The organism is Kitasatospora purpeofusca (assembly GCF_036010405.1).
GTDB lineage: Bacteria > Actinomycetota > Actinomycetes > Streptomycetales > Streptomycetaceae > Kitasatospora > Kitasatospora purpeofusca.
In genome coordinates this window covers 391,050-414,972 of sequence record NZ_CP108561.1, presented here as the reverse complement: position 1 = coordinate 414,972, position 23,923 = coordinate 391,050, and the positions used below count along the sequence as shown (strand labels likewise).

Sequence of the window (23,923 nt, the reverse complement as noted above, 5' to 3'; positions counted from 1 at the left end):
GTCGTCCTGGGTCCGGTCCCCGGTGCGGGCGGGCGCGGCTCAGGTACGGCTGGTGCACCTGGCCGGCGCCCGCTCCCGGGGCCGTCATCTGGACGGTACGCAACGGGTAGTGGTAACCCGCAAGGGCTACTAGTTCCTTCTGGGTACTATGGCGATATGACGATGAAAGCGACTCTGCCCCTGGCTCTGGCGGCGTCCGCCGACTGCGATGCCCCGAAGAACGTCTACGCCGCCGCCTGCCCGTGCCGCGACATGCTCGACCTGCTCGCCAACAAGTGGAGCGCTCTCGCCCTGGGTGCGCTGGAGCAGGGACCGCAGCGCTTCGGCGCCCTGCGCGCGCGGCTGCAGGGCGTCAGCCCCAAGGTGCTCACCCAGACCCTGCGCCGGCTGGAGGAGCACGGCCTGGTGGACCGCGAGGTCTTCGCCGAGGTTCCGCTGCGGGTCGAGTACAGCCTGACCGGGCTCGGCCGCGACGCCTGCGCTCCGCTCGCGCACCTGCGGACCTGGGTCGAGCGGAACATCGACCGCTTCCCGGCGCCCTGAGCCGGAGGCGGCCACGACAGGGTTCTGGACGGGCTCCGGTCCACAGGAGAGCAGCAAGGGGTCGACGTGGGTGTGAGTGGTCGGTCCGTGCTCGGGGTCGACGGCTTCGGCATGCCGCGCGAAGCCGTCGACCCCGAGGCCGCGGACCGCTCCGACCCTCACGGAGCTCCGCGCCCGCCCGGTACTGGAGCTCGGATCATCGCTTCGTCGCGACGGCCGGGTTCTGAACGCTCCGGACCAGGCGGGGCCTGGGATGTGACGCCGCGGCCTGGGGCAGTGCGGCGGCGCCACGGTACCCACTGCCGGGGACGGGCGTCCGGGGCAGTGAGTGGTTCCTCATGATTCAACATAAGTAAACGTAAATCAACGGATTGGGTGGGAGAAGTTTCGCGATTGGAAGCGATGCTCTCGTCCGAGACACCTCATGGGGCGGAGTGTGCGCCGCGACCGGCCACCCACCTCCGCTCCTACCCCGCCGACGCATTCGAGATGGAGTGTTCAGCCTGAACGATGCCGATGCCGAGGCACTGGCGGCGGAGGTGGGCCGGTGCTGCCGCCGCATCGTCCAACTGCCTCCGCGCAGTGCCTGGGCGAACGGCACGGCGGGGGAGCGGACCCGGTCGGAGGACCTGCTGATGTCGGCCTGGGTCGAGGTCCCGCGCGGCGCCGAGGGCAAGGTCGACGGCGCTCACCGCGTCCACCCGCCGGGGCCCGGGCGCAGGGTCATGAAGCCGTCGAGGGGTTCGAAGCCGAGGGTCCGGTACAGGCCGGCGCCGGCGGCGGTGGCGCGTAGTTCGACGGATCCGCAGCCGCGGTCCTTGAGGGCTTCGACGAGGGCGGTGAGGGCGGCGTGCGAGGTGGGGAACATCGGGGTGGGCAGCGCCCGGGCGTCCGTCCAGAGGACGGCGAGGTGCTTGTCCGGCTCGGTGTTGGTCAGTTCCCCGCTCCAGGACGTCGCGGCGAAAACGGAGAGCAGGAAGGGGCCCTTGCCGTCCCACCCGGCCCTGACCTGGATGGTGTGGACGAGCCGCAGCTCCTCGGGGGCGACCGTCAGACCCGTCTCCTCGCGCAGCTCGCGGGCGGCGGCCTCGTCCAGCCGCTCGCCCTCCTCGACCTTGCCGCCGGGGACCGTCCAGGCGGGCACCGCCGACCAGGTCTCGTTGGCGTAGTGGATACAGACGACCTTGCCCGCCTTCTCGTCGTGGACGATGACGCACACGGCCTGACGCAGGGACTGCACGGGGACTCCAACCGGTAGTGGGGAAGGGGGTGTTCAAGCGAAGGGGTTCGGTTCGCGCAGGAGGGCGAGTACGGTGCGGGCGTAGCCGAGGACCTCCTCGTCGTGGTGGTCCAGGGCCCAGCGCAGGGCGGCGGGGCAGTCGATCGCGGCCCACGCCCGGCAGGCCGCCCGCTCGTCCCGGGTGAGTTCGCGCCCGTATCCGGAGGTGAACGCGGCTCGCAGGTCTGGGCGACGGGGGTGAGCTGGAGTGTGAGCCGCATCAGGTCGCGGCGGGCGGGCGCTTCGACGTGGCTGCGTTCGAAGTCGCGGAAAAGCCCGGCCCGGGCCCGGGAGTCACGGCCCGATCGTCCCAGCGCCGATCCGGGCTGGGACGATCGGACAGTGACTCGACCTGTGAACCGTGACCGCTCCCTCGAAGAGCTCGAGCGCGACCGCTGGCCGGCGCCGTCGGGTGACGAGACCCGATTGGTGGCGACCGTGCGGGAGCTTCGGCGCAAGCCGGTCGGTGATCTGACGGTCGAGGACCTGAGGTTGCTGATCGGCCAGAGTGTGGGCCTCGTCCACCTCCTGCCCCTGGCGGTCGACATCCTGCGGCGAGACCCGCTTGCGGAGGGCGACATGTACGAGGGGGATCTCCTGGCCGCCGTGCTCAGCCGGGGTGCGGAGGTCTGGCACAGGATCCCGGGGCTCGGCGAAGAGGTGCGATCGATCGCACTGGAGTTGACCGACGCGCCGTGGCCCCTGGCTCCCCGGATCGAGGAGTTCTTGGCCCGGTGACCGGGCGACGGCCGGAGCGGGCCCGGTGCGCCACCGCCCCTGCCCCGTCGGCCGGGTTACCGCAGGCGCGACAGCCTCAGCAGGGCTTCGCTACGGACGTCCGGGTCCGGGTCCGACGTCAGTGTCCTGAGTTGCACGGCCAGTTCGTCGCCGTCCGCTCCTGTCGTCCAGCGTGGATCGCCGTCCAGTTCCGCCTGGAGCTGGTCGGCCGTGCCCTGGTCGGACGCGACCGCACGGGCTGCGAGGACGGCACGCAGGCCGGGCAGATCCCTTCGGGCCAGCAGCGCCGCAGCGGTGTCGGAGGTCACTCCGGTGTCATGAGGATCGAGGAGGAGGCGGTGCAGGACATCGGCAACACTCTCGATCAGGGGCGCCGCCGCCAACCGTTGCCCTGCGGCGGCCCTGACGGCCCAGGACGGGGAGTTCGCCTCCGCGATCCAGCGGGCAAGTTCTTGAACCACTGCGTCTTCCACGAGGCCAGGATCGTTCCGGCCGGACGGCTCGGTCAAGGTCGATCGGGGTCGATCCCCCCTGATGCAGGGCTGCCCGCCCGGGTGGCGGGCAGCGGCTGTCGGCGCTCGCTGCCGCGGCAGCGAGGCTCGGCCCCGCTCATCGGAGTGCGGTGAGTGCGGTGAGTGCGGTGCGGGCCAGTGGGGCCTGGAGGGGGTGGAAGGCGGGGTCGGTGGTGAGGGCTTCGGTGAGGTGGGTGCGGGCGTCGGCGGTGTGGTCGAGGGCGAGTTCGATCGTGCCGAGGTGGTAGAGGAAGAGGGCGTTGTGCCAGCCGTGGGCCTGGGCCCGGCGGGCGAGGGTGAGGGCTTCGGCGTCGGCGCCGGTGCGGTGCAGGGCCCAGGCGAGGGCATCGGCGACGAGGGCGTTCTGACGGCGGGCCCATTCGGCGCGCAGCAGGCGGACGGCCTCGGCCGGGTCGCCGTGGTCGGCCTGGTACTGGCCGAGGGTGAGGTCGTCGACGACGCCGTTGGCGGCGGCGAGCTGTTGTTCGGCGGCCAGCAGCCGGTACTGCTCCCGGGCCTGTTCGGGGTGGCCGAGGGATTCGTGGAGCTCGCCGAGTTCGAGGAGGTACTGGGGGAGCGGGACGCGGGCGACGGCGGCGGTGTAGTCGCGCAGGGCGTCGTCGTTGCGGCCGAGGGCGGCTTCGGCGCGGGCCTGGCCGGCGAGGGCGGGGGTGTGGTCGGGGTCGGTGCGCAGGGCCTGCCGGTAGCCGGCGAGGGCGTCGTCGGCGCGGCCGGTGTTCCGGTCGAGTTCGGCGAGCTGGTACTGGCAGAAGGCTTTGTCGGCGGGGTCGTAGGCACCGTCGAGGGCCTGCCGGAGCGCGGCCCGGGCGTCGTCGGTGCGGCCGTGCTGTTCGAGGTCGTAGGCGGCGCGGGTGAAGGAGGCGGTGCCGGGGCGGCGGTCCAGGAGTTGCTGGACGGCCTCGGTGGCGCCGGTGTCGTCGCCGAGCTGGGTGCGGGCGTCGGCGAGGACGGCGTAGGCGGGCCAGTGCGCCGGCGAGGCGGTGACAGCCTGCTCGGCGAACTCCCGGGCCTGGTCGAAGAGGTGGCGGGCGTTGGCGAGGGCGCCGAGGCCGGTGAGGGCGTCGGTGTTCGCCTGCGGCGCCAGGTCGAGGGAGCGGTGCAGGGCCTCGTCGGCCTTGGGGTAGTACGACGGGTCGGCGGTGAGGCGGGCCTGTTCGACGTACTCGGCGCCCAGGCGCGCCCACGCTGCCGCGTCGGTGGGCAGTTGCCGCAGGCGCTGCTGGTCGGCGCTGATGGCGTGGGTCAGCGAACTGTCGTGGGCGGAAGCGCCGTTCGGAGGCCCGGCGGTGTCCGCGGCCGAGTGGGGGGTGGCGGGCCCGGTGCGGTCCAGTGCCCCGAACGCGGCCAGGCCGCCGCACAGGGCGAGGGTGGTGAGCAGCAGGGGCAGGCGGCGCATGAGGACCCTTCGGAGGCGCGGCGAGTGCTGGTGGCCGGGCGGGTGGCCGACAGTGGACAGCGGGGGTCGGCCATCCGCACGGCGGGGTGGGTCAGTGGGCCTGGTTGACGGCCTTGTCGTACGGCAGCGCGAGGTAGGGGAAGGCGGTGCCGAAGGGCTTGTCGGCGGTGTTGACCTTGTCGCCGGCGGCGAGGGCGCCGATCAGGTGGCCCGGGGTGGCGCCCTCCATGACCTGGAGGGCGATGTCGACGACGTCGTCGGTGAGGCGGCGGCCGTTGGGGAAGCCCTGGAAGTCGCCGTTGAGGACGCCGAGCCGGTCGGGCTTGGCGGTGACGGGGGTGGACATGTTCAGCCGCAGCTCTTCGGCGGGCACGAAGTGCTTCGGGTCGATGTCCTGGTTCATCAGCTGGGAGTTGAGGTCGACGGCGAGCGGGCCGTTGGCGGCCTTGGCGATGCCGGTCAGGAAGATCTCCTGGAGGTCGGTGCGCGGGGTGGCCGGGGCCGGGAGGCCGTAGATCGCCTGGATCAGCTGCGGCACCTCGGGGTTCAGCACCTTGGCGACCACGGCGGGCTGGTTGTGGTCCTCCGACGGCGGCAGGGAGTTGAAGGCGTCCTTGAGACCGGCGGGCAGGACGACCTCGTTGACGAGCGGGTTGCCGAGGCGGGAGACCTGGACGAACTTGCCGGTCGGTTCGGCCTTGCCGGGGCTGAGCTTGAGGGTCTGCTTCTCGGTGCTGGACCACACCCCGATGACCGGGTTGCGGCCGGCGTCGCCCTTGTAGGCGAGGCGGCTCTTGGGCACCTGGATGGAAAGGGAGTTGACGTTGTACCCGGCGAGGGTGTTCTGGCCGACCTCGGAGAGGTTGCCGCCGTAGAGGAGGTCGAAGACCCGCAGGTCGAGGAAGAACGGGTCGGCCGCCTGGGTGGCCACCGTCTGCCCGCCGCCCGGCAGTTGGACGGTTGCCTGCTGCCGCAGCTGCCCGTACTTCGGCATCGAGGCGCGGCCGGTGTCGGACGGCGCCGCGGTGCCGTGCTCGACCAGGGTGACCGGGTCGCAGCCGGGGCGCAGTTCCTGGAGCGTGTAGTACTGGCGGAACAGCAGGGTGGGGTCGGTGAGGTTGTTCACCACGCCGTTGTTGTAGAGGAAGGTGTTGGTGCCGCGCCGGTCCTCGGTGTGGAAGGTCCAGCGGTAGGTGAGGTCGGGTTTGCCGGTGCCCTGGGAGTCGATGTTGATGTCGTAGTGCGCGCCGTCGGCCCAGGGGTAGAAGTTCGGGCCGCCGTTGGGCTCCTGGAACGGCAGCCAGTTGGCGACCAGGGTGACGGTGTCCGGCTTGTCGGGGCTGGTGAAGGCGTAGACGTCGGTGTTGTCGACCTGCGGGTCGGCGGCGATGAGCGGCGCCTCGCGGTGGCTGGAGGCGGTGCTGACGCCGGCGCCGGACCCGAGGATCGCGGTGCCGGCGAGAGCGAGGCCCATGGTGGTGAGGATCGCCGCGGTGCGGGCGACGGTGCTTCTGCGGGCAGGTCGGAGCGTGACGTTCATACGGGTGGGGTGCTCGCTTCCGTGAAGGGACGGTGTCCGCTCCGGGCCGAATGCGGCGGCGGAGCGGGGGGATTCGGCTGAGCTGCCGCACTGGGCACTGTGGACCGGATCCCGTGCGGGCTTCGTCAGCGGTGCGGGCGCGGTTCGGTCGCCTCACCCCGACGGGTCAGTGATGTCACTCGCACAGGTGCAGACCTCCCTGAGGGGCCGCCAGCACGGCGAAAAAAGCAGTAATTGCAGGCTTGTTGCAACAAGGATTCGTGACGTGGGAAGCACCGAGGCAGCGCGGCGAAGACCGTGTGTTCGACCGATGGGAACCGGTGTCCGAGGGCGGTGCTCCGTGCGAGTGGTCCCCGTGGGCAGGTCGGAACGGTGAGCGATCCGAGCGGCCCGGCAGCCCGAAGGTGATGTGGGCCTTCTCGGCCCCTTCCCCCTTTCCTCTTCCCGCCGGGCCGGGCTTCGCCACGGCAACCGGCCCCTTCCCCGGAGGCCCAGCGTGGCGGTCCCACGATTTCTCGCCCGGGCAGGTGCGGCGGTGTCAGGTGCGTTGTGCCTGCTCGTCCTCGCGGCACCCGCCGCCGGCGCCCATCCGCTGGGGAACTTCTCCCTCAACCACTACCTCGGCTTCACCGTCCACCCCGACGACATCGAGGTCCTCGCCGTCACCGACGCCGCCGAGATCCCCACCCTCCAGGAGCAACCGAAGGTCGACCGCGACGGCGACGGCACCGTCGACGACGCCGAGCGCACCGCCTGGGCGTCCGAGCAGTGCGACCGGACCGCACGGGACCTCCGGGTGACGGCCGACCCGGCGACCTCGGCGCTGACCTGGCGAACGGACTCCGCGCGGTTCCAGTACGAGGACGGTTCCGCGGGCCTGCGCACCAGCCGTCTGGAGTGCCGACTGCGGGCCGAACTGCGTCTCCCGGCCGACGGCACCACCGTGCGCGTCGTCGGCGGGAGCGACCCGGGCCGGGTCGGATGGAACGAGATCACCGTCCGGGGCGACGGGGCGACGGTCCAGTCTTCCGACGTACCGAGCCGATCGGTCTCCAAGGAACTGCGGGACTACCCCCGCGACCTGCTCGACAGCCCCAGCGGCGTCACCCATGCCCGGTTCCGCGCGAGCCCGGGCGGCAGTGCGGCACCCGCCCAGGGGGCGGTCGTGAGGGCGGAGGGGTCCGGGCCGACGGCCTGGCTCAGCAGTCTCGACGCCCGCCTCACCGAACTCGGTGCCGCCCGACGCCTCACCGTCCCCCTCGGACTGCTCGCCGTCCTGCTGTCGATCGTCCTGGGCGCCGGGCACGCGCTGCTGCCCGGACACGGCAAGACCGTGATGGCCGCCTACCTCGCGGGTCGCCGGGGCAGTACCCGCGACGCCGTCACCGTCGGCGCGACCGTCACGGCCACCCACACCGCCGGCGTCCTCGTCATCGGTCTCTGCCTGACCGCGTTCTCCTCGCTGGCCGGCGACGTACTGCTCGGCTGGCTGGGCGTTCTCAGCGGCGCCCTGGTCGCCGTTGTCGGGGCTGGCCTGCTGCGCGACGCGCTCCGGCGTTCCCGCAGTGCCGGGGCGCACGAGCACCACCGGCACTCCCACGGGGACGCGGACATCGAACCCCGCAGGGAACTCGCGCACGTGTCCGCGTCGCCCGCGCCGATCGGGCAGCACGAGCACCACGGTCACCTGCACGGTCACGCCCAGGCCGCCCATTCACACGAGGACGGACACGAGCACGGACACGGGCACGACCATCCGCACGATCACGATCACGACGACCCGCACGGCCACTCGCACGACCACGACCACGGCCACGACCACGGCCACCGACACGGCCTGTTCGGAGGCGGCCACCATCACCACCACGACCCCGCAGCACCCGGCCGCCGAAGCCTCGTCGGCCTCGGCATCGCCGGCGGCCTGGTCCCGAGCCCGTCCGCCCTGGTGGTCCTGCTGGGCGCAGTCGCCCTCGGCCGGACCCTCTTCGGCGCGGCCCTGGTGCTCGCCTACGGCCTGGGCATGGCCGCCACCCTCACCGCCGTCGGCCTGCTCCTGGTCCGCCTCGGCGACCGGCTCGCGGGCGCGGCGGACGGCCCCGTCGTCGGCCGACTGCGTCGCATCGCCCCGTACAGCGCCCTGCTGACCGCCCTGCTCATCCTCACCGTGGGGGTGGGACTGGTCGTCCGCAGCTTCCCCTCGACCCTGTGAACACCCGTCCCCACCGGAGGCCGATCACCGTGACCACCCGCCGCGCGCACCTGCTGTGCCTGCTCCTCCTCGCCGCGGCGCCGCTGACGGCGTGCGGAGCCGAGCCGAACGGGAGCTTCGACGCACAGCCCGGCACACCGTCCCCGTCCTGCATCGAGCACCAGAGCCAGGACCCCGGCGCCAAGTACACCGGAAGAGAGAACTCCGACCCACGGGCGGTGCTGGAGATGATGCGCTTCTACACGGCCAACGGGACCAGGACCTACTGCGACGGCAAGCCGCCGACCGACACCGACCGCCGCTGGACCGAGCTGTACGCCGAACTCGGCGGCGACACGAGCCGTGTGTCGCCGCCGAAGTAGGACCTGACGCACCGTCCGGCCCCCTGCAGCCCGGTGACCGGGCCCGCTCCGGGATGCCCGTATCGAGGTCGACGCCCCAGTGGCCGTCGGGGTATCGACGGCCGCTGACCTGCTGGAACGATGTCAGAATGCCGGGACGGACTCATGAGGGTCGTGCAGGCATGATGATGAGGACAGGAATGACCCGTACGACACCTGAGCGGCCGGTGGACGTGGAGGAGCTCTTCCCGGAGCTGGCCCGGTACCGGCGGACCGCGACCCGCCTGCACCCCAGGCCCGGAGCCCCCGGCGCGCGGGACAGCTCCGTGGGTGGACCCATGCTCTGGCCGTCCGACGAGCCGTGGCCGGTCTGCACGCACCCGCACAAGAGGAGTTGGGGCGAGCGGGTGGAGGACGTCCGGCTCCGGCGTCGGATCGAGGCCGCGGAATGGCGTCGTGCCTCAGAAGCGGGTGTCAGGCCCGGGTGGACGGAAGCCGAACGGGAGGTCCTGGCCTCGCTGAAGCGCGGGCGGCACGCCCCGTGGCTGGCGAACACCGACCCGATCCCCCTGCTGGCAGTCGCCCAGCTCTACCGCAAGGACGTGCCCGACCTGTTCGGCGGGCCCGCCGACTGCGACGTTCTCCAGGTGTTCTGGTGCCCCTTCGACGCCCACGGGACCGGCCACCAGTTGGCGCTGCACCTGCGCTGGCGTCGTTCCGCCGACGTCCGTGAGGTACTGGCCGACCAGCCGGAGCCGGTGGTGGTCGGTGCTCCGGGGTACGTGCTCGACCCCTGTGTCCTGCACCCGGAACAGGTGGTGGAGCACCAGTACATCGATCTGCTTCCCGACCGTCTGCGCAGGCGCATAGAGAAGTGGGAGGGGCCCGAGGACGAGCGCGACGAGGAGGCAGTCGGCTACCGGAGCGACCTCTCGATCGCCCCGGGCTGGAAGGTCGGCGGATTCGCCTCCTGGCACGTGACGGATCCGGCGCCCATGGACTGCGAATGCGGACAGCCCATGGAACCTCTCCTCACCATCGCCAGCTACGAGTGCGACAGCTCCAACGCCAGCTGGGTCCCGTTGGAGGACCGGGAGACCTTGGAGGGGGCGATCGGAGCGACGTCCGTCCTCGTGAGCCGGGACGGGATTCTCTACGTCTTCGTGTGCCCCCGGGATCCCGGCCACCCCCACCGGCTCAGCCTGCAGTGACGTCGCCTCACCTACCGCCGCGGTCCCGGAGCCGGAATCGGTGACAGGGGCCCACGCGGCGGCTGACCGTGCACGGCGGGCCCGCCACCGAGGGCGGCCCCTCGAAGATCGTCCGGCGTTGCGGCAGAGGGCGGCGACGTGCCACTCTTGCTCGCGCTCGTCGGGGTCGAGCGGCTGGTCAACGGGGTGGGAAGCCATGGAACTGCGCGACATCGAGATCTTTCTGACGCTGGCGGAGGAGCTGCACTTCGGGCGGACCGCCAAGCGGCTGTACGTGTCGACCGCACGGGTCAGCCAGGCCATCAAGCAGCAGGAGCGCAGCATCGGCGTCGAGCTGTTCCAGCGCGACAGCCGCAATGTGCGGCTGACGCCCGCCGGGGAGCAGCTGCGGAAGGACCTGGTGCCGATCCACCGGGGCCTGAAGGAGAGCCTGGAGCGGGCCCGGACGGCCGCCCAGGGCAAGACCGACCTGCTGCGTATCGGCATGATCCCCGCCAACGCCCACGAGCTGCGCCCGTACTGGGAGACCTTCCGCACCCGGCATCCCCAGTGGGGGATCAGGCTGCGGCACGCCCCGTTCGTCGATCCCTTCGCCGGGCTGCGCCGCGGGGACGTCGACATCCTGGTCTCCTGGCTCCCCGTCCTGGAACCCGACCTGGTCACCGGCCCGACGATGTTCGCCGAGACCAGAGTGCTGGCGGTGTCGCTCGACCACGAGCTGGCCGGGCGGGCCTCGGCGAGTCTGGAGATGCTCGGCGACTTCCGCACCACGTTCAGCCAGGGCCTCCCCGAGTACTGGGGCGATGCCTACACGCCGCCGCACACCCCCAAGGGCCGGGTGATCGAACGGGGGCTGGAGGTCGACAACATCGACGAGATCTTCACCCTCGTCAGCAACGGCGAGGTCGTCAACCCCTTCCCCGTCCACGTGAGCCGCTACTGGGCCCGCCCGGACATCGAGTGGCTGCCCATCCACGACATGGACCCACTGGGCTACGGGCCGGTGTGGCACGGCGAATCGGAGAACGACCTCATCCGGGCCTTCGCGCAGGTGGTCCGCGACCTCGGCACGGTCTGACGTCGGCGGGGACCCTGGTGCGTCGCCGCCCGCGGCGGAGAACCGCCGCGGGGGTCGTAGGCCGGATCCGCCGCCCCGGTAGTGCATTCGCGGGCATTCCCGTTGCAACAATTCGAGGGCTGTGACCTGGGGGAATCGGTCTACAGCGGCCTCGACTCGATTGACCCGCACCGGGGCGGAACATAGCGTTCCCCACGTCGGAATTCCGGACGGTACCCAGTGGATCGGGACCTCGCCGTCCGGCCCGGCGTTCCGGCGAACTCCCGCCGACGGCCGCACCTTTGAAAGGCTCCGCTCCCATGCCTGTCCAGCCCGTACTCGACTCCACCATGTTCCACCGGGAGTCCGGCGCCGGTGCGCCGGTGGTCTTCCTGCACGGCAACCCCACCTCCTCCCACCTGTGGCGGGACGTCCTCCCCGCCGTCGGCGGACCGGGCCGACTGCTGGCCCCGGACCTGATCGGCATGGGGGAGTCGGGCAAGCCGGACATCGCCTACACCTTCGCCGACCACGCCCGTTACCTGGACGCCTGGTTCGACGCGCTCGGCCTGGACGAGGTGGTGCTGGTCGGACACGACTGGGGCGGCGCCCTCGCCTTCGACTGGGCCGCGCGGCATCCCGGACGCGTGCGCGGCATCGCGTTCACCGAGACCATCGTCAAGCCGATGACCTGGGAGGAGTTCCCCGAGGGCGGTCGCCCGCTGTTCGAGGCGATCAGGACGCCCGGGGTCGGCGAGGCCCTGATCCTGGACGACAACGCCTTCATCGAGCAGGTGCTGCCCGGCAGCGTCGCCACCCCGCTCGCCCCGGCCGACCTGGACGTCTACCGGGCCCCGTACCCGACCGGGGAGAGCCGCCGCCCGCTGCTGCAGTGGCCGCGTTCGATGCCGCTGGGAGGCGAACCCGCCGAGGTGGTCGCCAGGATCACGGCCTACGACCGGTGGCTGGCGGCCAGCGCGGACGTGCCCAAGCTGCTCCTCACCTTCGAGGCCGGCCCCGGCGCGATGATGGGCCCGGCGATCGTCGACTGGTGCGCGGAGAACATCGCCGGTCTGGAGATCGAGCACCACGACGCGGTCGCGGGCCACCACACCCCGGAGGACCACCCCCGCGCGATCGGCGCCGCCGTCGCCGCCTGGGCCGACCGGCACAAGCTCCGCCGGGCGTGACGCGCTGCGGGGGGTGACAGGCCGTCGGTGGCGACGGGCCGCCGTTCCGGTGGCACGGCACTCAGGCGGACAGCTCGACCAGCACCCGCCCGGTCCAGTCGCGGACCCGGGTCACCGGCGGGGTGTCGACGGTGGACGCGGAGTCGAGGAAGTACTCCTGGCCGTCCGCCACGGTGACGGCGTGGTCCAGCTCGTCGTCCGTGAGTTCGGCGAAGCCGAACCCGGAGCTGGAACCGAAGCCGGAACCGAGGCCGAAGCCGAATCCGAAACTGAAGCCGAAGCCGGATCCGGATCCGAAGCGGGGCCCGTCCAGTGCGGCCCGGCACACCGTGCGGCGGCCCGGGTCCTCCTCGACCCGTCCGGAAGCGGTGAAGTACACGACCCGCCGGGCCTCGTCGACGCGCAGGATCTGCCGCACCGACCACGGCCCGGAGGTGACCTGCCCGAGCAGCGCGCCGGTGTGCAGGTCGTACCGGTAGAGGTGGCCCCGGCCGTCGCGCTCCGAGTACCAGAGCACCTCGTCGGTCAGCACTTGCACGATCGGCGGTTCGTAGGGCCCGTGGTCGGGCTCGACCGGGGTGTCGCCGACCTCGCTGAGCACGGTGGTGACCTCACCGGTCGCGGGGTCGAGCCGGCGCAGGGAGAGCGTGCGCGAGCGGGCCAGGTAGTACACCGCCGAGCTGTCCTCGGCCCACCACGCCCACTTGGTGGCGATCGGCGACATCTGCGGCAGGAGCAGCGGACCGGCCTGCGCGCGGACCGCGGTGCCGTTGTCGACGCACAGCACGACGAGTTCGGCCTGCGCCACGGTTCCGTCCCCGGCGCGGGCGTACCGCTGGGAGGGTACGGCGGCCACGCCGCCGTCGGCGGGCCGTGCCCCGGCCGGACGGTTCTGCCGGACACCGCGTTCGTCCGTCCGGTGCGTCAGCACCCGCGTCGAGTCGGGTGACCAGACCACCGCGGGCGGCAGGTGCGGCAGGCCGATCCCGTGCGGCCGGGAGGCGTCGGCGGTGCCGGCCGGGTCGGCCGGGTCGGTGCCGTACGGGTGGTCGGGCGTGCCGTCGGTGGTCAGCGCCCACTGGCGGCCGTCGGACAGGGAGCGTGCCCACAGGTCGTGCCCCCGCCGCGTGACCGTCACCTTCCCGTCGGGGGACAGCACCTCCGGCGGGTCGCCCGGCGGCGTGAATCCGGCCGGCTCGCAGCTGTAGTCGTCGAGGCGGCAGCGCCAGTACCCGCCGAGGGCGGCGAACTCCACGGCGCCCCCGGTCGGTCGGACGTCCGTGAGCGGCAGGGCCTCGGGGTCGACCGGCTGCCCGGAGGCGGTGGCCAGGGCGGCGGCGAGCCGGGCGTGGTCGAAGGCCGGCTCGCGGGTGCCCGCCGCCGGATCGACCAGGACGAACCGCCTGCCGCTGCCGTTGCCCACCGCGAACCAGAACCGTGCGCCGCCGTCGATCCACTGCGGCCCGACCTCGTCGTCGACGACGGGTCCGGCGGGCCGGGCCGGGCACTGGAGGAGCTGATCCGCGGCCCGGTGGTCCTGGGCGGTGATCATGGTTGTGGTCCTTCCTGGGTGCGGTGTCCCGGTGTGGCTGCGGGGCGTCAGAGGCTGCGGGCGGTGATGTCGCCGTGGGCGGTGGTGGCGTGGATGGTCAGGGAGGGGGCGCCGTCGGAGTTGCGGAGGCTGTTGTGGATCCGGCCCGAGGCGGTGCCGGCGTCGAGGGCGGCGGAGACTCCGCGGGCGGCGCCGACGGTCAGGTCGCCGGACACGGTGCGCAGCGTCACCACGCCGTGCACGGCCTCGGTGACGCGGATGTCGCCCTTCTCGGTGCTGAGCCCGCCGGGGCCGCCGAGGCGGCCGATGGTGATGTCCCCGGCGAGGAGGGCGAGGCGGGCGCTCGCGGTCTCGGCGAGCTCGACGGTGCCGTTCGAGGCTTCGAAGGCGACGTCGCCGAGCCGTCCGTCGCTGCGGAGTTCGGCGTCGGCCGCCGTCGCCCGGACGTGCGAGCCGGCGGGCAGCCCGACCGTCACCTCGACCGATCCGGCGGAGCCGAGGACCCGGGTCGGCTGGGGCGCCTCGACCAGCAGGACACCGTCGGCGTAGGTGATCCCGGTCTGCTCCGCCGCCTTCACGTCGCGGCTCTTCGAGGCGTCCAGGGGCAGGACCTCGACCGTGGTGTCGGTGCGGTCGGTGGCGGTCAGGCGGAACCGCCCGGCGGGGATGTCGAGGACGACGGAGACCGGGGCCGGGGTGTTGAACTTCTGCACGGTGCTCTCCTGCGGCTTGGTGTTTCTGACTACGGAAACGCTACGTTGCCTTCGTGAATTCTGCAATCCATTGACTGCTTCTTGGCATCATCAATGCAGGTCAAGGCGAATTGATCGTTGCAACGGAGGGGAATCTAACGCAACGGATCCATGATCACCGTTGCACTGAATGGGCGGTGGGGGCTAGGTTCGGTCCCTCGGGGAACACGAAGGGGGACCGCGGTGCCGGGAAGCAGGCTCACTCAGCAGGAACGTCGGCGGATCGCACTGGGGCTGGCCGACGGCCTCGCCTACGCCGAGATCGCCAGGCGCCTCGACCGTCCGACCTCGACCGTCACCCGTGAGGTGATGCGCAACGGCGGCCCCACCGGCTACCACGCCGACCTTGCCCACCGCGCCGCCGAACGCCGGGCCCGTCGCCGGGGCCGGGTCGCTCCCCGAGGGCCGCAGCCGCGCCCGCCCGCCCGAGGCCGCGGCCTCGAAGCCGTCCGGGCCTACGAGGAGACACTCGCCGGTGTCCTCGTGGCCACGGGCCTTCCCCCGATGACGGCCCGCGTCCTGGCCTGCCTCACCCTCGCCGAGTCCGGCAGCCTCACCGCGGCCGAACTCGCCCGGCACCTCCAGGTCAGCCCGGCCTCCGTCTCCAAGGCGGTCGCGTTCCTCGACGGCCAGGGCCTCGTCCGCCGGGAACGCGGCGAGCGCCGCCGTGAGCGCTACACCGTCGACGACGACGTCTGGTACCGGACGATGATGACCGCCGCCCGTTCCACCGCCCGACTCGTCGAGACCGCACGGCAAGGCATCGGTGTGCTCGGCTCCCACAGCCTTGCCGCCGCGCGCCTGGAGACCGTCGTCCGCGTCCTCGACTTCGTCTCCGAGAGCCTCAGCCGCACCGCGACGCAGGCCCGCGAGCTCCTCGCGGCGAGCACCGGGGCGACCCCGGGCGGCACCTGACGGCCCCGGTGGGGACGGTCAGGCGCCGGCGGGCGGGATCCACTCCGTCAACTGGACCACGATGCCGTTGGGATCGGTGAGCTCCAGCAACTGCTCACCCCACGGCTCGCGGCGCAGCGGGACGGTGATGTGGGCGCCTTCCCGCCGCAGCCGTTCGTACTCGGCGGCGACGCCGGTCACGGCGAACGACACCAGCACCCAGACCGGTCCGGGTCCGGGCGGCAGTTCGAGGTCCCGCTGCCGCAACAGCACGTCCGGGGCGGCATCGTCCCGGCCGAGAATCACGAACTCCTCGTCCGCCAGCACCTCCCGGTAGCCGAGGTGGGTGGTGAAGAACCGGGTGGAGGCACCCGGATCGGCGACGCTCAGCGTGACCGTGGAAGCGACGATGTTCATCGCGAGCGGCACCCCCCCCGCGGTGGTAACGGTCATGTCTGTCCTGCTCCTTCGCCCGTCTGTCCTGCGGAACGGACCAAGCATCGCCTCGCGCCGAGGGGAGGAACAACGGTCGAAACCGCAACGGTCGTTAACCCAGCGGTTGACGAACCCGCACCCGGGCCCGGGCCCGGCCCCGGGGGTGCAGGTCTCGGCGGCCGTTCGCGGGGTATCGACCGTGGAGACCGGCCGCTTGCGGTTGGTCGATTGAGGCCGAAGAGCCCCCGTGACGGAGAGGACTCCCTGACCGATGAGTGCCGACTTCACCAGCGCGGACGCGATGATCACCACCCCCGGCGGCGAGATCCTGCTCCAGCTGAGGGACGACCGTCCGGACCTCTGCTGGCCGGCCCACTGGGTCGTGCCGGGGGGCCACGCCGAGAGCGGGGAGACACCGTACGAGACCGCCCGCCGGGAACTCCGGGAGGAGACCGGCCTGGACGTCGAGGCCCTGCTGCCCTTCGACCCCGTCCGTGCGGAGGAGGACACGGGCACTGTCCGCTTCTTCAATGCTGAAGGTCGCGGACCGGGAGGTGCGGCAGACCAGTGCCCGGGAGGAGGAGCTCGACCACGCGCTGGACGGCTGCCACCACGCGATCGAGGACCTGGACGAGCGGCTGACGAAGCTGGAGTACCCGGACGGGTCCACTCGCCGGCCGGCCCCGGCCGAAGCGGACCGCGCGGCGATCCTGGAGGAGCGCAACGTTCTCGCCCTCCAGGTTGCCCGGCTCAGCGTGGAGCTGGACCGGACGCGTCGGCGCGCGGCGTTCGCGGAGGCCCGCTGCGAGCTACTGGAACGCCAGTTGGAGGTGGTCGAGCAACAGCAGGGCGCCGTCCTGCCCGAGCCCGAACTCGTGCGCCTGGTCGACCCGCTGAATGCCCCTGCGCTGGCTGCGGGCTTCCGGCCGAAGGTGCTCCTGGTCGACGACAAGCGCCCCAACCTCATGGCCCTCGAAGCAGTCCTCAACACCCACGGCCACGAGGTGGTCTCCGTCTCCTCCGGGCAGGCGGCGCTCAAGGCGCTGCTGGAGTCCGACGACTTCGCCGTCATCATCCTCGACGTTCAGATGCCCGAGATGGACGGCTACGAGACCGCTGCCCACATCAAACGCCGCGCCCGCACCCGCGACATCCCGATCATCTTCCTCACGGCCATCGGCAACGATCCCGAGTACTCCATGCGCGGATACGCCGCCGGCGCCGTCGACTTCATCGTCAAGCCCTTCGACCCCTGGGCGCTGCGCGCCAAGGTCGCGGTGTTCGTGGAGATCTACCTGGAGCGTCGCGAGCACGCGCTCGGCCGCGACTGATTCCACCGGGTTGGACGAGGAGGGCGGGGCAACCATTCCGTGACGCAAGTCACAGTCGAGGTCTTCCTGTTCGCACGGGCTCGGCCCGGCGCTAGGGTGAAAGCGCATGGGGGAATCGGCAGCCGACCTTCGTCGGTTCTGTCGTCCGGTCCGCCCCGGAGCCCGATTCCCGTCTTCCCGCCTTGTGAATTCCCTGTCTGCTCAGTCGTGTTCGTCCGACATGGGGGCCTCATGAGCCTGGAGAATGCAAGCGAGTTTCCGAACGATCCGAGTGTTTCGGTCGATCCGAATGATCCGACCCGTCCGGCCGGAACTGCTGGTCCCAATGGCCCGAACGGCGCGGGAGAGCGCTTCTGGGCGGAACACCTCGCGGGTGCGCCCGCCCGGTCGAGCCTGCCGAGCCTCCTCGGCGCCGCAGGCGGATCGGGCGGAGCGGGTGGATCGGACGGAGCCGGTGACACCGGGACAGTGCCGTTCGCCCTTCCCGCGTCGCTGCTGGACCGCATCGACAAGCTGGCCGCCGCCGAGGGCTGCCGTCCGTTCGACGTCCTGGTCACCCTGGTGCAGGTCCTGCTGCACCGCTGCGCCGCCCAGGACGACGTGGTGATCGCCGTGCCGCGCACCGGCGGCCGGGGCGAAGGGGCCGTGCCGGTGCGGGCCGTCCTCACCCCCGGCACCACCTTCCTCGATCAACTTCGCTCCACCGCCGACACCCTGCGGCAGGCGGAGCGGCACCAGGACGTGCCGTCGGACCGGATCCTGGCGCTGGCCGGGTTCGCCGGCGGGGCCGGGCCGCTGTCGCCCTGCCAGGTGCTGGTGGGCCGTCCCGGCGAGCCGCAGCCCGTCGACGCCCGGCAGGGCGGCGGCCACGACCTCGAACTGCACCTCGCGCCCGCCCCGGCCGGGGCGCTGCGCTACCGGGCCGACCGCCACGACCGGGAGACCGTCGTCGCGGCCGGACTGCGGCTGGGCCGCCTCGCCGAGGCCGCCCTCGCCGACCCCGGCCGCCCGGTCGGCCTGCTGGAGCTGCTGCCCGAGGCCGAACGGGCCCGGCTGCTCGGCTTCAACATGACGGCCGTCGACCACGGCGAACCGCGCCGGCTGCACGAGTACATCCTCGACCGGGCCCGGCACACCCCGGCGGCGGTCGCGGTCAGCGACGCGACCGAGGAGATCGACTACGCCGAACTCGTCGCCAGGGCCGGGGCCCTGGCGGAGCGCCTGCGGGCGCACGGGGTCGGACCGGACCGGGCGGTGGCAGTCTGCGCCCAGCGGTCGGTCGCCCTGGTGGTGGCCCTGCTGGGCGTGCTGCTGGCGGACGGCGCCTACCTGCCGCTGGACTGCGAGCACCCGGCGGCGCGGATCCGCACCATCCTGGACGAGGCCCGCCCGGCGGTGGTGCTCGCGGACGAGGCGTTCGCGCCGCTGTTCGCCGGCACCGGCCCCGTGCTGCTGCCGCTCGACGGGGGCACCCGGCCAACGGACCCGCCCGAGGTCCAGGCCCCGCCGCCCGCGCGCGAACCCTCGGACGCCGACCTGGCGTACATCATCTACACCTCCGGCTCGACCGGGCGCCCCAAGGGCGTGGCGATCCCGCACCGAGGCATCGTCAACCGGCTGCTCTGGATGCAGGACCGGTACCGGCTGACCCCGGACGACGTGGTGCTGCAGAAGACGCCCTACACCTTCGACGTGTCGGTCTGGGAGTTCTTCTGGCCGCTGCTGGCCGGCGCCCGGCTGGTCATGGCGCGGCCCGACGGGCACCGGGACCCGGCCTACCTGGCCGGGGTGATGGCGGAGCAGGGGGTCACCACCGCGCACTTCGTGCCGTCGATGCTGGCGGTCTTCGCGGAGGAGCCGGGGGTCTCCGGGTGCACGGCGCTGCGCCGGGTGGTGTGCAGCGGTGAGGCGCTGACCTCGGCCGTCGTACGGCGGTTCCGGGAGCGCAGCCGGGCCGAGGTGCACAACCTGTACGGCCCGACCGAGGTGTCGGTCGACGTCACGCACTGGACCTGCCGGGACGACGACCCCGAGGGCGGGGTCCCGATCGGTGTGCCGATCGCCAACACCACGGCGCACGTCCTGGACGACGCGCGCGAGCCCGTGCCGATCGGCACGCCGGGCGAGCTGTACCTGGGCGGCGCGGGGCTGGCCCGGGGCTACGTCGGCCGCCCGGACCTCACCGCCGAGCGGTTCGTGCCGGACCCCTTCGGCGCCGGGCCGGACGCGCGGCTGTACCGCACGGGCGACCTGGTGCGGTGGACGGCCGCCGGGCGGCTGGAGTTCCTCGGCCGGCTCGACCACCAGGTCAAGCTGCGCGGCCTGCGGATCGAGTTGGGCGAGATCGAGGCCGTGCTGTGCGGCCACCCGGCGGTGTCGGAGGCGGTGGTGCTGCTGCGCGAGGACCTGGGCGCGGTCCCGGCCCTGGTGGCCTACCTGGTGACCTCGGACGGGCAGGAGCCGGCCGGTCTGGCGGCGCACCTGGCCGAGGTGCTGCCCCGTTACATGCTGCCGACCCGCACGGTGGTGCTGGCGGCCATGCCGCTGACCCGCAACGGCAAGCTGGACCGGGCGGCGCTGCCCAAGCCGGCCCGGCGCCGGCGGTGAGCCGGGCGCTGAACCCGGCAGTGGGTCCGCTGGTGAACCTGCGGTGACGCCACGCGGGACATGAACGAGGTCGGGCGGGTCGTTCCGGGAACATGGTGTTCCCGGAACGACCCGCCCGACCGCTGTCCCTGCCGCTGCCCGCTGCTGCCCGCGGTCCGCGCCGCCGCTACCGCGACCGGGCGAACGACCGCTGCTCCGGGAGTCTCCCGGCGTGCCCGGCCGCCGCCCCGGCCAGGTGCCGTTCGACCTCCTCGGCCCGCGGGTGCGCGATGTCCGTCAGGATCGAGTGGGCACCGCGCCAGGCCCGTACGGCCTGCTCGGGCCGGCCGAGCCGGGAGTACGAGGTGCCCAGCCCGTCCAGGACCTCCGCCTCGGCGTAGCGGTCGCCGGCCCGCCGGTACAGCAGCAGGGCCTGGCGCCGGTAGCCGACGGCCTCGGCGTCGCGGTCCAGCAGTTGGTGGACCTCGCCCAGCCCGGCCAGCGCCCGCGCCTGTCCGTGCTCGTCGTCGAGGCCGCGGAAGGCCGCCAGCGCGTCGCGGTCGTGCGAGACGGCCTCGTCGAACCGCTCCAGCGCCCGGTACGACCGGGCCAGGTTCACCAGGCAGGTGGCCGCGCCGAGCCGGTTGCCCAGCTCCGCGAAGATCACCCGGGCCTGGCGCCAGCACCGGACCGCCTCCTGCGGCCGGTCCAGCCGGTCGTGCGCGCTGCCCAGGCCGAGCAGTGTGGCGGCCTCGCCGTCCCGGTCGTGGTTGGCCCGGTGCAGTTCCAGGGCCCGTTCGTGGTGCCGGACGGCGTCCTGGTACCGGCGGGTGAGCGCGTGGCAGTCGCCGAGCTCGGTGAGCACCCGGGCGGCGAGCTCCGGGTCCGCCTCCGGACTGACCGTGGCCTGGGTGGTGCGCAGCACCGACAGCAGGCTCGACGCCGGACCCCGGGTGTGCAGGTACCCGCTGAGCGAGAGCGCCAGCGCGGCGACCAGTGTGCCGAGGCCCTGTTCGGCCGCGCGGGCGAGCACCGCGGTGAGGTTGGCGCGCTCCGTGTCCAGCCAGGCCAGCGTCCGGTCGTGGTCCGGGAAGCGCAGGGCCGGCAGCACCGGCGGGGGCAGCGGCGGGGCGTAGCGCGGGCGGACCGCCGAGGAGCGGGTGCGCAGCAGCTCGTCCGCCGCGCGGGCGGTGTGGCAGTACCAGACCGTCAGCCGGTGCAGGGCCAGGCGGTCGGCGGCCCCGCCCTCCGTGAGCTCGGCGGCGAAGGCGTGCAGCAGGTCGTGCAGGCGGTACCGGGCCGGGGTGTCCTGGATCAGCAGGTGCTCGTCCACCAGGAGTTCCAGCGTCTCGCGCGCGGCCGCCGGGTCGACCCCGGCCAGCGTGGCGATCGCGGGGGCGGTGTACTCGCGTCCCGGGTGGACGGCCAGCAGCCGGAAGACCCGCCGGGCCTCCTCGGGCAGGCGCCGGTAGGAGAGGTCGAAGCTGGCGCGCAGCGAGCGGCCGCCGGTGGTGAGGGCGCTGATCCCGCCGGGTCTCAGGTACTCGACGAGGTCCGCGAGCCGCCAGGCCGGGCGGGCCCGCAGGCGCGCCGCGGCGAGGACCAGCGCCAGCGGCAGGTGCCCGCAGGCGTGGATGACCTGGGCGGCGGCCCCGGGGGAGTCGGCGACCCGCTCGGCGCCGGCGACCTCGGCCAGCAGCCGCAGGGCGTCCGCCGGGGCCAGGGTGGCGAGCGGCAGGGAGCGGGCGCCGTCGAGCCCGGCGAGGCTGCGCCGGCTGGTGACCAGCACCAGGCAGCCGGGCTCGGCCGGGATCAGCGGGCGGACCTGGTGCGCGTCGGCCGCGTCGTCGAGCACCAGCAGTGCCTCGCGGCCGTGCAGCCGGTCGCGGAACAGGGCGGCGCGCGCGTCCAGGCCCTCGGGCATCAGCGACCGGTCCACGCCGAGGGCGTGCAGCAGGCCCGCCAGGACGTCGGAGGGGTCGGCCGGGGGCCGGTCCGGATCGAAGCCGCGCAGGTTCACGTACAGCTGCAGGGTGCCGAACCGGCCGGCGCGGACCAGTTCGTGCGCCGCGTGCACGGCCAGCCGGGTCTTGCCCACCCCGGCCATGCCCTCGATGGCGGTGACCAGCACGGTCGCCGCGGCACCGGCCGGTCCGGCGGCCGGGGCCGCCAGAAGGGTCCGCAGCTCCTCCGTGCGGCCGCTGAAGAAGGGCAGGTCGGCCGGGAGTTGGCGCAGTACGGTGACCGGCTCCGCCGGGAGCCGACGCACGACGGTGAACGGCTCGGCTGCCGGGATCCGGCGCAGTTCGGTGAACGGCCCTTCCGGCGCGGGACGTGCTCCCAGTAATGCGGCGCCGGTCCCGTCCGGCACTGCGGCGGGGCCCGTCGGAGGGGCGCCGCCGGCGGGGTCGGGCCCGCCGGGCAGGCCGCGCTCCGGTCCGGCCGCCCGCTGCGAACCCCCCTGCGGAGCTGCGGAGTTGCCGCCGGACCGCAGCACCCGCTGATGGGCGGCCGCGATCCGGGCACCCGGCTCGATGCCCAGGTCGCGGGCGAGCGCGGTGCGCAGCCGCCGGTAGACGGCCAGCGCCTCGGCCCGCCGGCCCGCGACCGCGAGGGCCTCGATCAGCAGGGCGTGCACGCCCTCCTGGTGCGGCTCCTCCGCGGCGAGGCGGGTGAGCAGCAGCACGGACTCGGCCGCGCGTCCCAGCTCCAGACCGGCCCGGGCGGCCAACTCGGTGACCTCCACCCGGGACTGGGCCCAGCCCGGCGCCTCGTCCCGCTGCAGCCGGTCGCAGTTCACGTCGGCCAGCGGCGCCCCGCGCCACAGGCCCAGGGCCGCGGAGGCCGCCGTCCACACGGCGGGCCAGTCGCTCGACCGCGCGGCGTCGCGGGCCGATTCGCAGTGCTCGCCGAAGACCAGGGTGTCGAGTTCGGTCCGCGCCCCCACCTCGATCCGGTACCCGGGACCGGTGGTCACCACCCGGTCCGATCCTTCGCCCAGCAGGCGCCGCAGGCGCAGCACATGGCTGCGCAGGGTGGCCGGCGCGGCGGGCGGTTCGTTGCTCCACACGATGTCGGTGAGCTCGTCGACGCTGACCGTCCGGTTGGGACGGCACAGGAGCGCCGCGAGCAGGACTCTGACCCGTGCCGGCAGCGCGACGGTTGCGCTGTCGACACGGACTTCGACGGGGCCCAGGACCCCGAAAAAGACGCTGGTTTCTGTCATTTCTTCCCCCGAAAGGCCGGTGGCCGCTGGGAAATTGAACCTACGTGAACGGTCAGCGTCAAGGGTTGTTGATCCGCGTCGAAACCACGGCCACGCGTATTCAACAGGGTTTGCACAGCCATTCCATCGGCCTTGCACGGCCCTGCCGGACGCTCCTGCCGTGGCGATGGCCAGCGGGGCGGGACCGCTCGGCCGTCCCCACCCGTCCGACCAACCACGAAGCGACTCATGGAAGGGGTGTCCCTCTTGCTGGATTTGGAGTTGATAACCGGGCGATTGCAGGCGATCGCCGACTTCATGCGCCGGGGAAAGGTGAACCACCGTTGGGTGGCCTCGCTGCCGGAACAGGTGGCGGACCTGGCCGGGGAGTGGGAACTCGACATCGGGGAGGTGGCCGGCGTCGACTACTCGTCGGCCGTGACCTCCGTGCTGGTCTCCTGCACGGGGCCGATGGGCGAGGCCGAGCTGAAGCTCGCACCGGACGCCTACGCCCTCGCCGAGGAAGTGGCGATGCTGCGGCAGTTCGCGCCCGGCGGCCGGGTGCCCGAGGTGCACGCGAGCAGCCGGGGCGCGGCGCTGCTGGAGGCGGTCCGGCCCGGCACACCGGTGGAGGACCTGCCGCAGCCGCCGTCCCCCGCCGACTACGCCCGGTTCCTGGACGACCTGCACACGGTCGGCGACCCGGCGAGCGCGCCCCGGCAGGCCGCCGACTGGCTCGGCATGATGCTCGGCTGGGCCGAGCAGGGCGGTGCCGAACTGGCGGAGGCGAGGCGGACCGCGGACCGGCTGCTGGCCACCGAACCCGAGCGGGTGCTGCTCCACGGCGACCTGCACCTGGGCAATGTGCTCACCTCGGACCGCCGGGGCCTGGTGGCCCGGAGCCCGATCGCCTGCGTCGGCGAACGCTGCTTCGACGCGGCCGACTACGTCCTGGAGGGCACGGACCTCGCGGACATGGTGGGCCGCCGGGACGCCCTGGCGGCGGCCACCGGCCTCGACGCCGAGCGGCTGGACGGCTGGGCCCGGGTGCTGGCCCCGCTCGGGGCCGCGCGCGCACCCCAGCCGGAGCGGGTCGCCACCCTCCTCGCCTACGGACGGGGTGAGTACTGA

General features: G+C 73.1%; 19 protein-coding genes and 1 pseudogene. 12 read left to right on the top strand and 8 right to left on the bottom strand.

What is annotated here, in order from left to right; all coding sequences use genetic code 11:
• Positions 1-156 precede the first annotated feature (156 nt).
• Complete coding sequence (locus OG715_RS01870; RefSeq protein ID WP_327063723.1) at positions 157-543, top strand: winged helix-turn-helix transcriptional regulator; 387 nt, start codon at positions 157-159, stop codon at positions 541-543.
• Between the two features lie 688 nt (positions 544-1,231).
• Here OG715_RS01870 and OG715_RS01865 read toward each other — a convergent pair.
• Complete coding sequence (locus OG715_RS01865; RefSeq protein WP_327063722.1) at positions 1,232-1,783, bottom strand: NUDIX domain-containing protein; 552 nt, start codon at positions 1,781-1,783, stop codon at positions 1,232-1,234.
• A 393-nt stretch (positions 1,784-2,176) separates the two neighbouring features.
• On the opposite strand from OG715_RS01865, the gene OG715_RS01860 reads away from it, so the two are divergent.
• The gene (locus OG715_RS01860; protein ID WP_327063721.1) at positions 2,177-2,560 is read left to right on the top strand and encodes a contact-dependent growth inhibition system immunity protein; all 384 of its coding nucleotides are present in this window, start codon (positions 2,177-2,179) and stop codon (positions 2,558-2,560) included.
• Positions 2,561-2,616: 56 nt separating this feature from the next.
• Here OG715_RS01860 and OG715_RS01855 read toward each other — a convergent pair whose 3' ends face one another.
• The 3 genes from OG715_RS01855 to OG715_RS01845 all read right to left on the bottom strand — a co-directional run bounded on the left by OG715_RS01855 (position 2,617) and on the right by OG715_RS01845 (position 6,029).
• Entirely contained in the window at positions 2,617-3,069 is a 453-nt protein-coding gene (locus tag OG715_RS01855) for a hypothetical protein (RefSeq protein WP_327063720.1), read from the bottom strand.
• A 100-nt stretch (positions 3,070-3,169) separates the two neighbouring features.
• Positions 3,170-4,489, bottom strand: coding sequence for a tetratricopeptide repeat protein (locus OG715_RS01850; protein WP_327063719.1), 1,320 nt, complete (start codon positions 4,487-4,489; stop codon positions 3,170-3,172).
• Between the two features lie 91 nt (positions 4,490-4,580).
• Positions 4,581-6,029 carry a DUF4331 domain-containing protein gene (locus OG715_RS01845; protein ID WP_327063718.1) on the bottom strand — a complete coding sequence of 483 codons (1,449 nt, stop codon included), beginning with the start codon at positions 6,027-6,029 and terminating at the stop codon, positions 4,581-4,583.
• 535 nt (positions 6,030-6,564) lie between these two features.
• Here OG715_RS01845 and OG715_RS01840 point away from each other — a divergent pair.
• The 5 genes from OG715_RS01840 to OG715_RS01820 all read left to right on the top strand — a co-directional run bounded on the left by OG715_RS01840 (position 6,565) and on the right by OG715_RS01820 (position 12,037).
• A complete protein-coding gene (locus OG715_RS01840; RefSeq protein ID WP_327063717.1) occupies positions 6,565-8,238 on the top strand; it encodes a nickel/cobalt transporter in 1,674 nt (557 codons plus the stop codon).
• A 29-nt stretch (positions 8,239-8,267) separates the two neighbouring features.
• Positions 8,268-8,600: a hypothetical protein gene (locus tag OG715_RS01835; protein ID WP_327063716.1), complete on the top strand. Its 333-nt coding sequence runs from the start codon at positions 8,268-8,270 to the stop codon at positions 8,598-8,600.
• A gap of 179 nt (positions 8,601-8,779) precedes the next feature.
• Positions 8,780-9,790, top strand: coding sequence for a hypothetical protein (locus OG715_RS01830; RefSeq protein ID WP_327063715.1), 1,011 nt, complete (start codon positions 8,780-8,782; stop codon positions 9,788-9,790).
• Between the two features lie 196 nt (positions 9,791-9,986).
• Positions 9,987-10,868, top strand: a complete 882-nt coding sequence (locus OG715_RS01825; RefSeq protein WP_327063714.1) for a LysR family transcriptional regulator — start codon at positions 9,987-9,989, stop codon at positions 10,866-10,868.
• Between the two features lie 299 nt (positions 10,869-11,167).
• Positions 11,168-12,037: a haloalkane dehalogenase gene (locus tag OG715_RS01820; protein WP_327063713.1), complete on the top strand. Its 870-nt coding sequence runs from the start codon at positions 11,168-11,170 to the stop codon at positions 12,035-12,037.
• Positions 12,038-12,098: 61 nt separating this feature from the next.
• Here OG715_RS01820 and OG715_RS01815 read toward each other — a convergent pair whose 3' ends face one another.
• A complete protein-coding gene (locus OG715_RS01815) occupies positions 12,099-13,589 on the bottom strand; it encodes a DPP IV N-terminal domain-containing protein (protein WP_327063712.1) in 1,491 nt (496 codons plus the stop codon).
• 47 nt (positions 13,590-13,636) lie between these two features.
• A complete protein-coding gene (locus OG715_RS01810) occupies positions 13,637-14,302 on the bottom strand; it encodes a DUF4097 family beta strand repeat-containing protein (protein WP_327063711.1) in 666 nt (221 codons plus the stop codon).
• Between the two features lie 222 nt (positions 14,303-14,524).
• Here OG715_RS01810 and OG715_RS01805 point away from each other — a divergent pair, with 222 nt between their 5' ends.
• Entirely contained in the window at positions 14,525-15,256 is a 732-nt protein-coding gene (locus OG715_RS01805) for a helix-turn-helix domain-containing protein (protein WP_327063710.1), read from the top strand.
• 18 nt (positions 15,257-15,274) lie between these two features.
• On the opposite strand, the gene OG715_RS01800 is transcribed toward OG715_RS01805, so the two are convergent.
• On the bottom strand, positions 15,275-15,688 hold the full coding sequence (locus OG715_RS01800) for a VOC family protein (protein ID WP_327063709.1): 414 nt from the start codon (positions 15,686-15,688) through the stop codon (positions 15,275-15,277).
• 253 nt (positions 15,689-15,941) lie between these two features.
• Here OG715_RS01800 and OG715_RS01795 point away from each other — a divergent pair.
• From OG715_RS01795 to OG715_RS01785, 3 genes and pseudogenes are all read left to right on the top strand, one after another.
• A pseudogene (locus tag OG715_RS01795) lies at positions 15,942-16,112 on the top strand (NUDIX domain-containing protein); the annotation flags it as partial.
• Positions 16,113-16,200: 88 nt separating this feature from the next.
• Positions 16,201-17,001, top strand: coding sequence for a response regulator (locus tag OG715_RS01790; RefSeq protein WP_327063708.1), 801 nt, complete (start codon positions 16,201-16,203; stop codon positions 16,999-17,001).
• A gap of 231 nt (positions 17,002-17,232) precedes the next feature.
• Positions 17,233-19,608 (top strand): non-ribosomal peptide synthetase, encoded by a 2,376-nt coding sequence (locus OG715_RS01785; protein ID WP_327063707.1) that lies wholly within the window; start codon positions 17,233-17,235, stop codon positions 19,606-19,608.
• Positions 19,609-19,774: 166 nt separating this feature from the next.
• Here OG715_RS01785 and OG715_RS01780 read toward each other — a convergent pair whose 3' ends face one another.
• The gene (locus tag OG715_RS01780; protein ID WP_327063706.1) at positions 19,775-22,813 is read right to left on the bottom strand and encodes an AfsR/SARP family transcriptional regulator; all 3,039 of its coding nucleotides are present in this window, start codon (positions 22,811-22,813) and stop codon (positions 19,775-19,777) included.
• Between the two features lie 327 nt (positions 22,814-23,140).
• Here OG715_RS01780 and OG715_RS01775 point away from each other — a divergent pair, with 327 nt between their 5' ends.
• Entirely contained in the window at positions 23,141-23,923 is a 783-nt protein-coding gene (locus OG715_RS01775; protein ID WP_327063705.1) for an aminoglycoside phosphotransferase family protein, read from the top strand.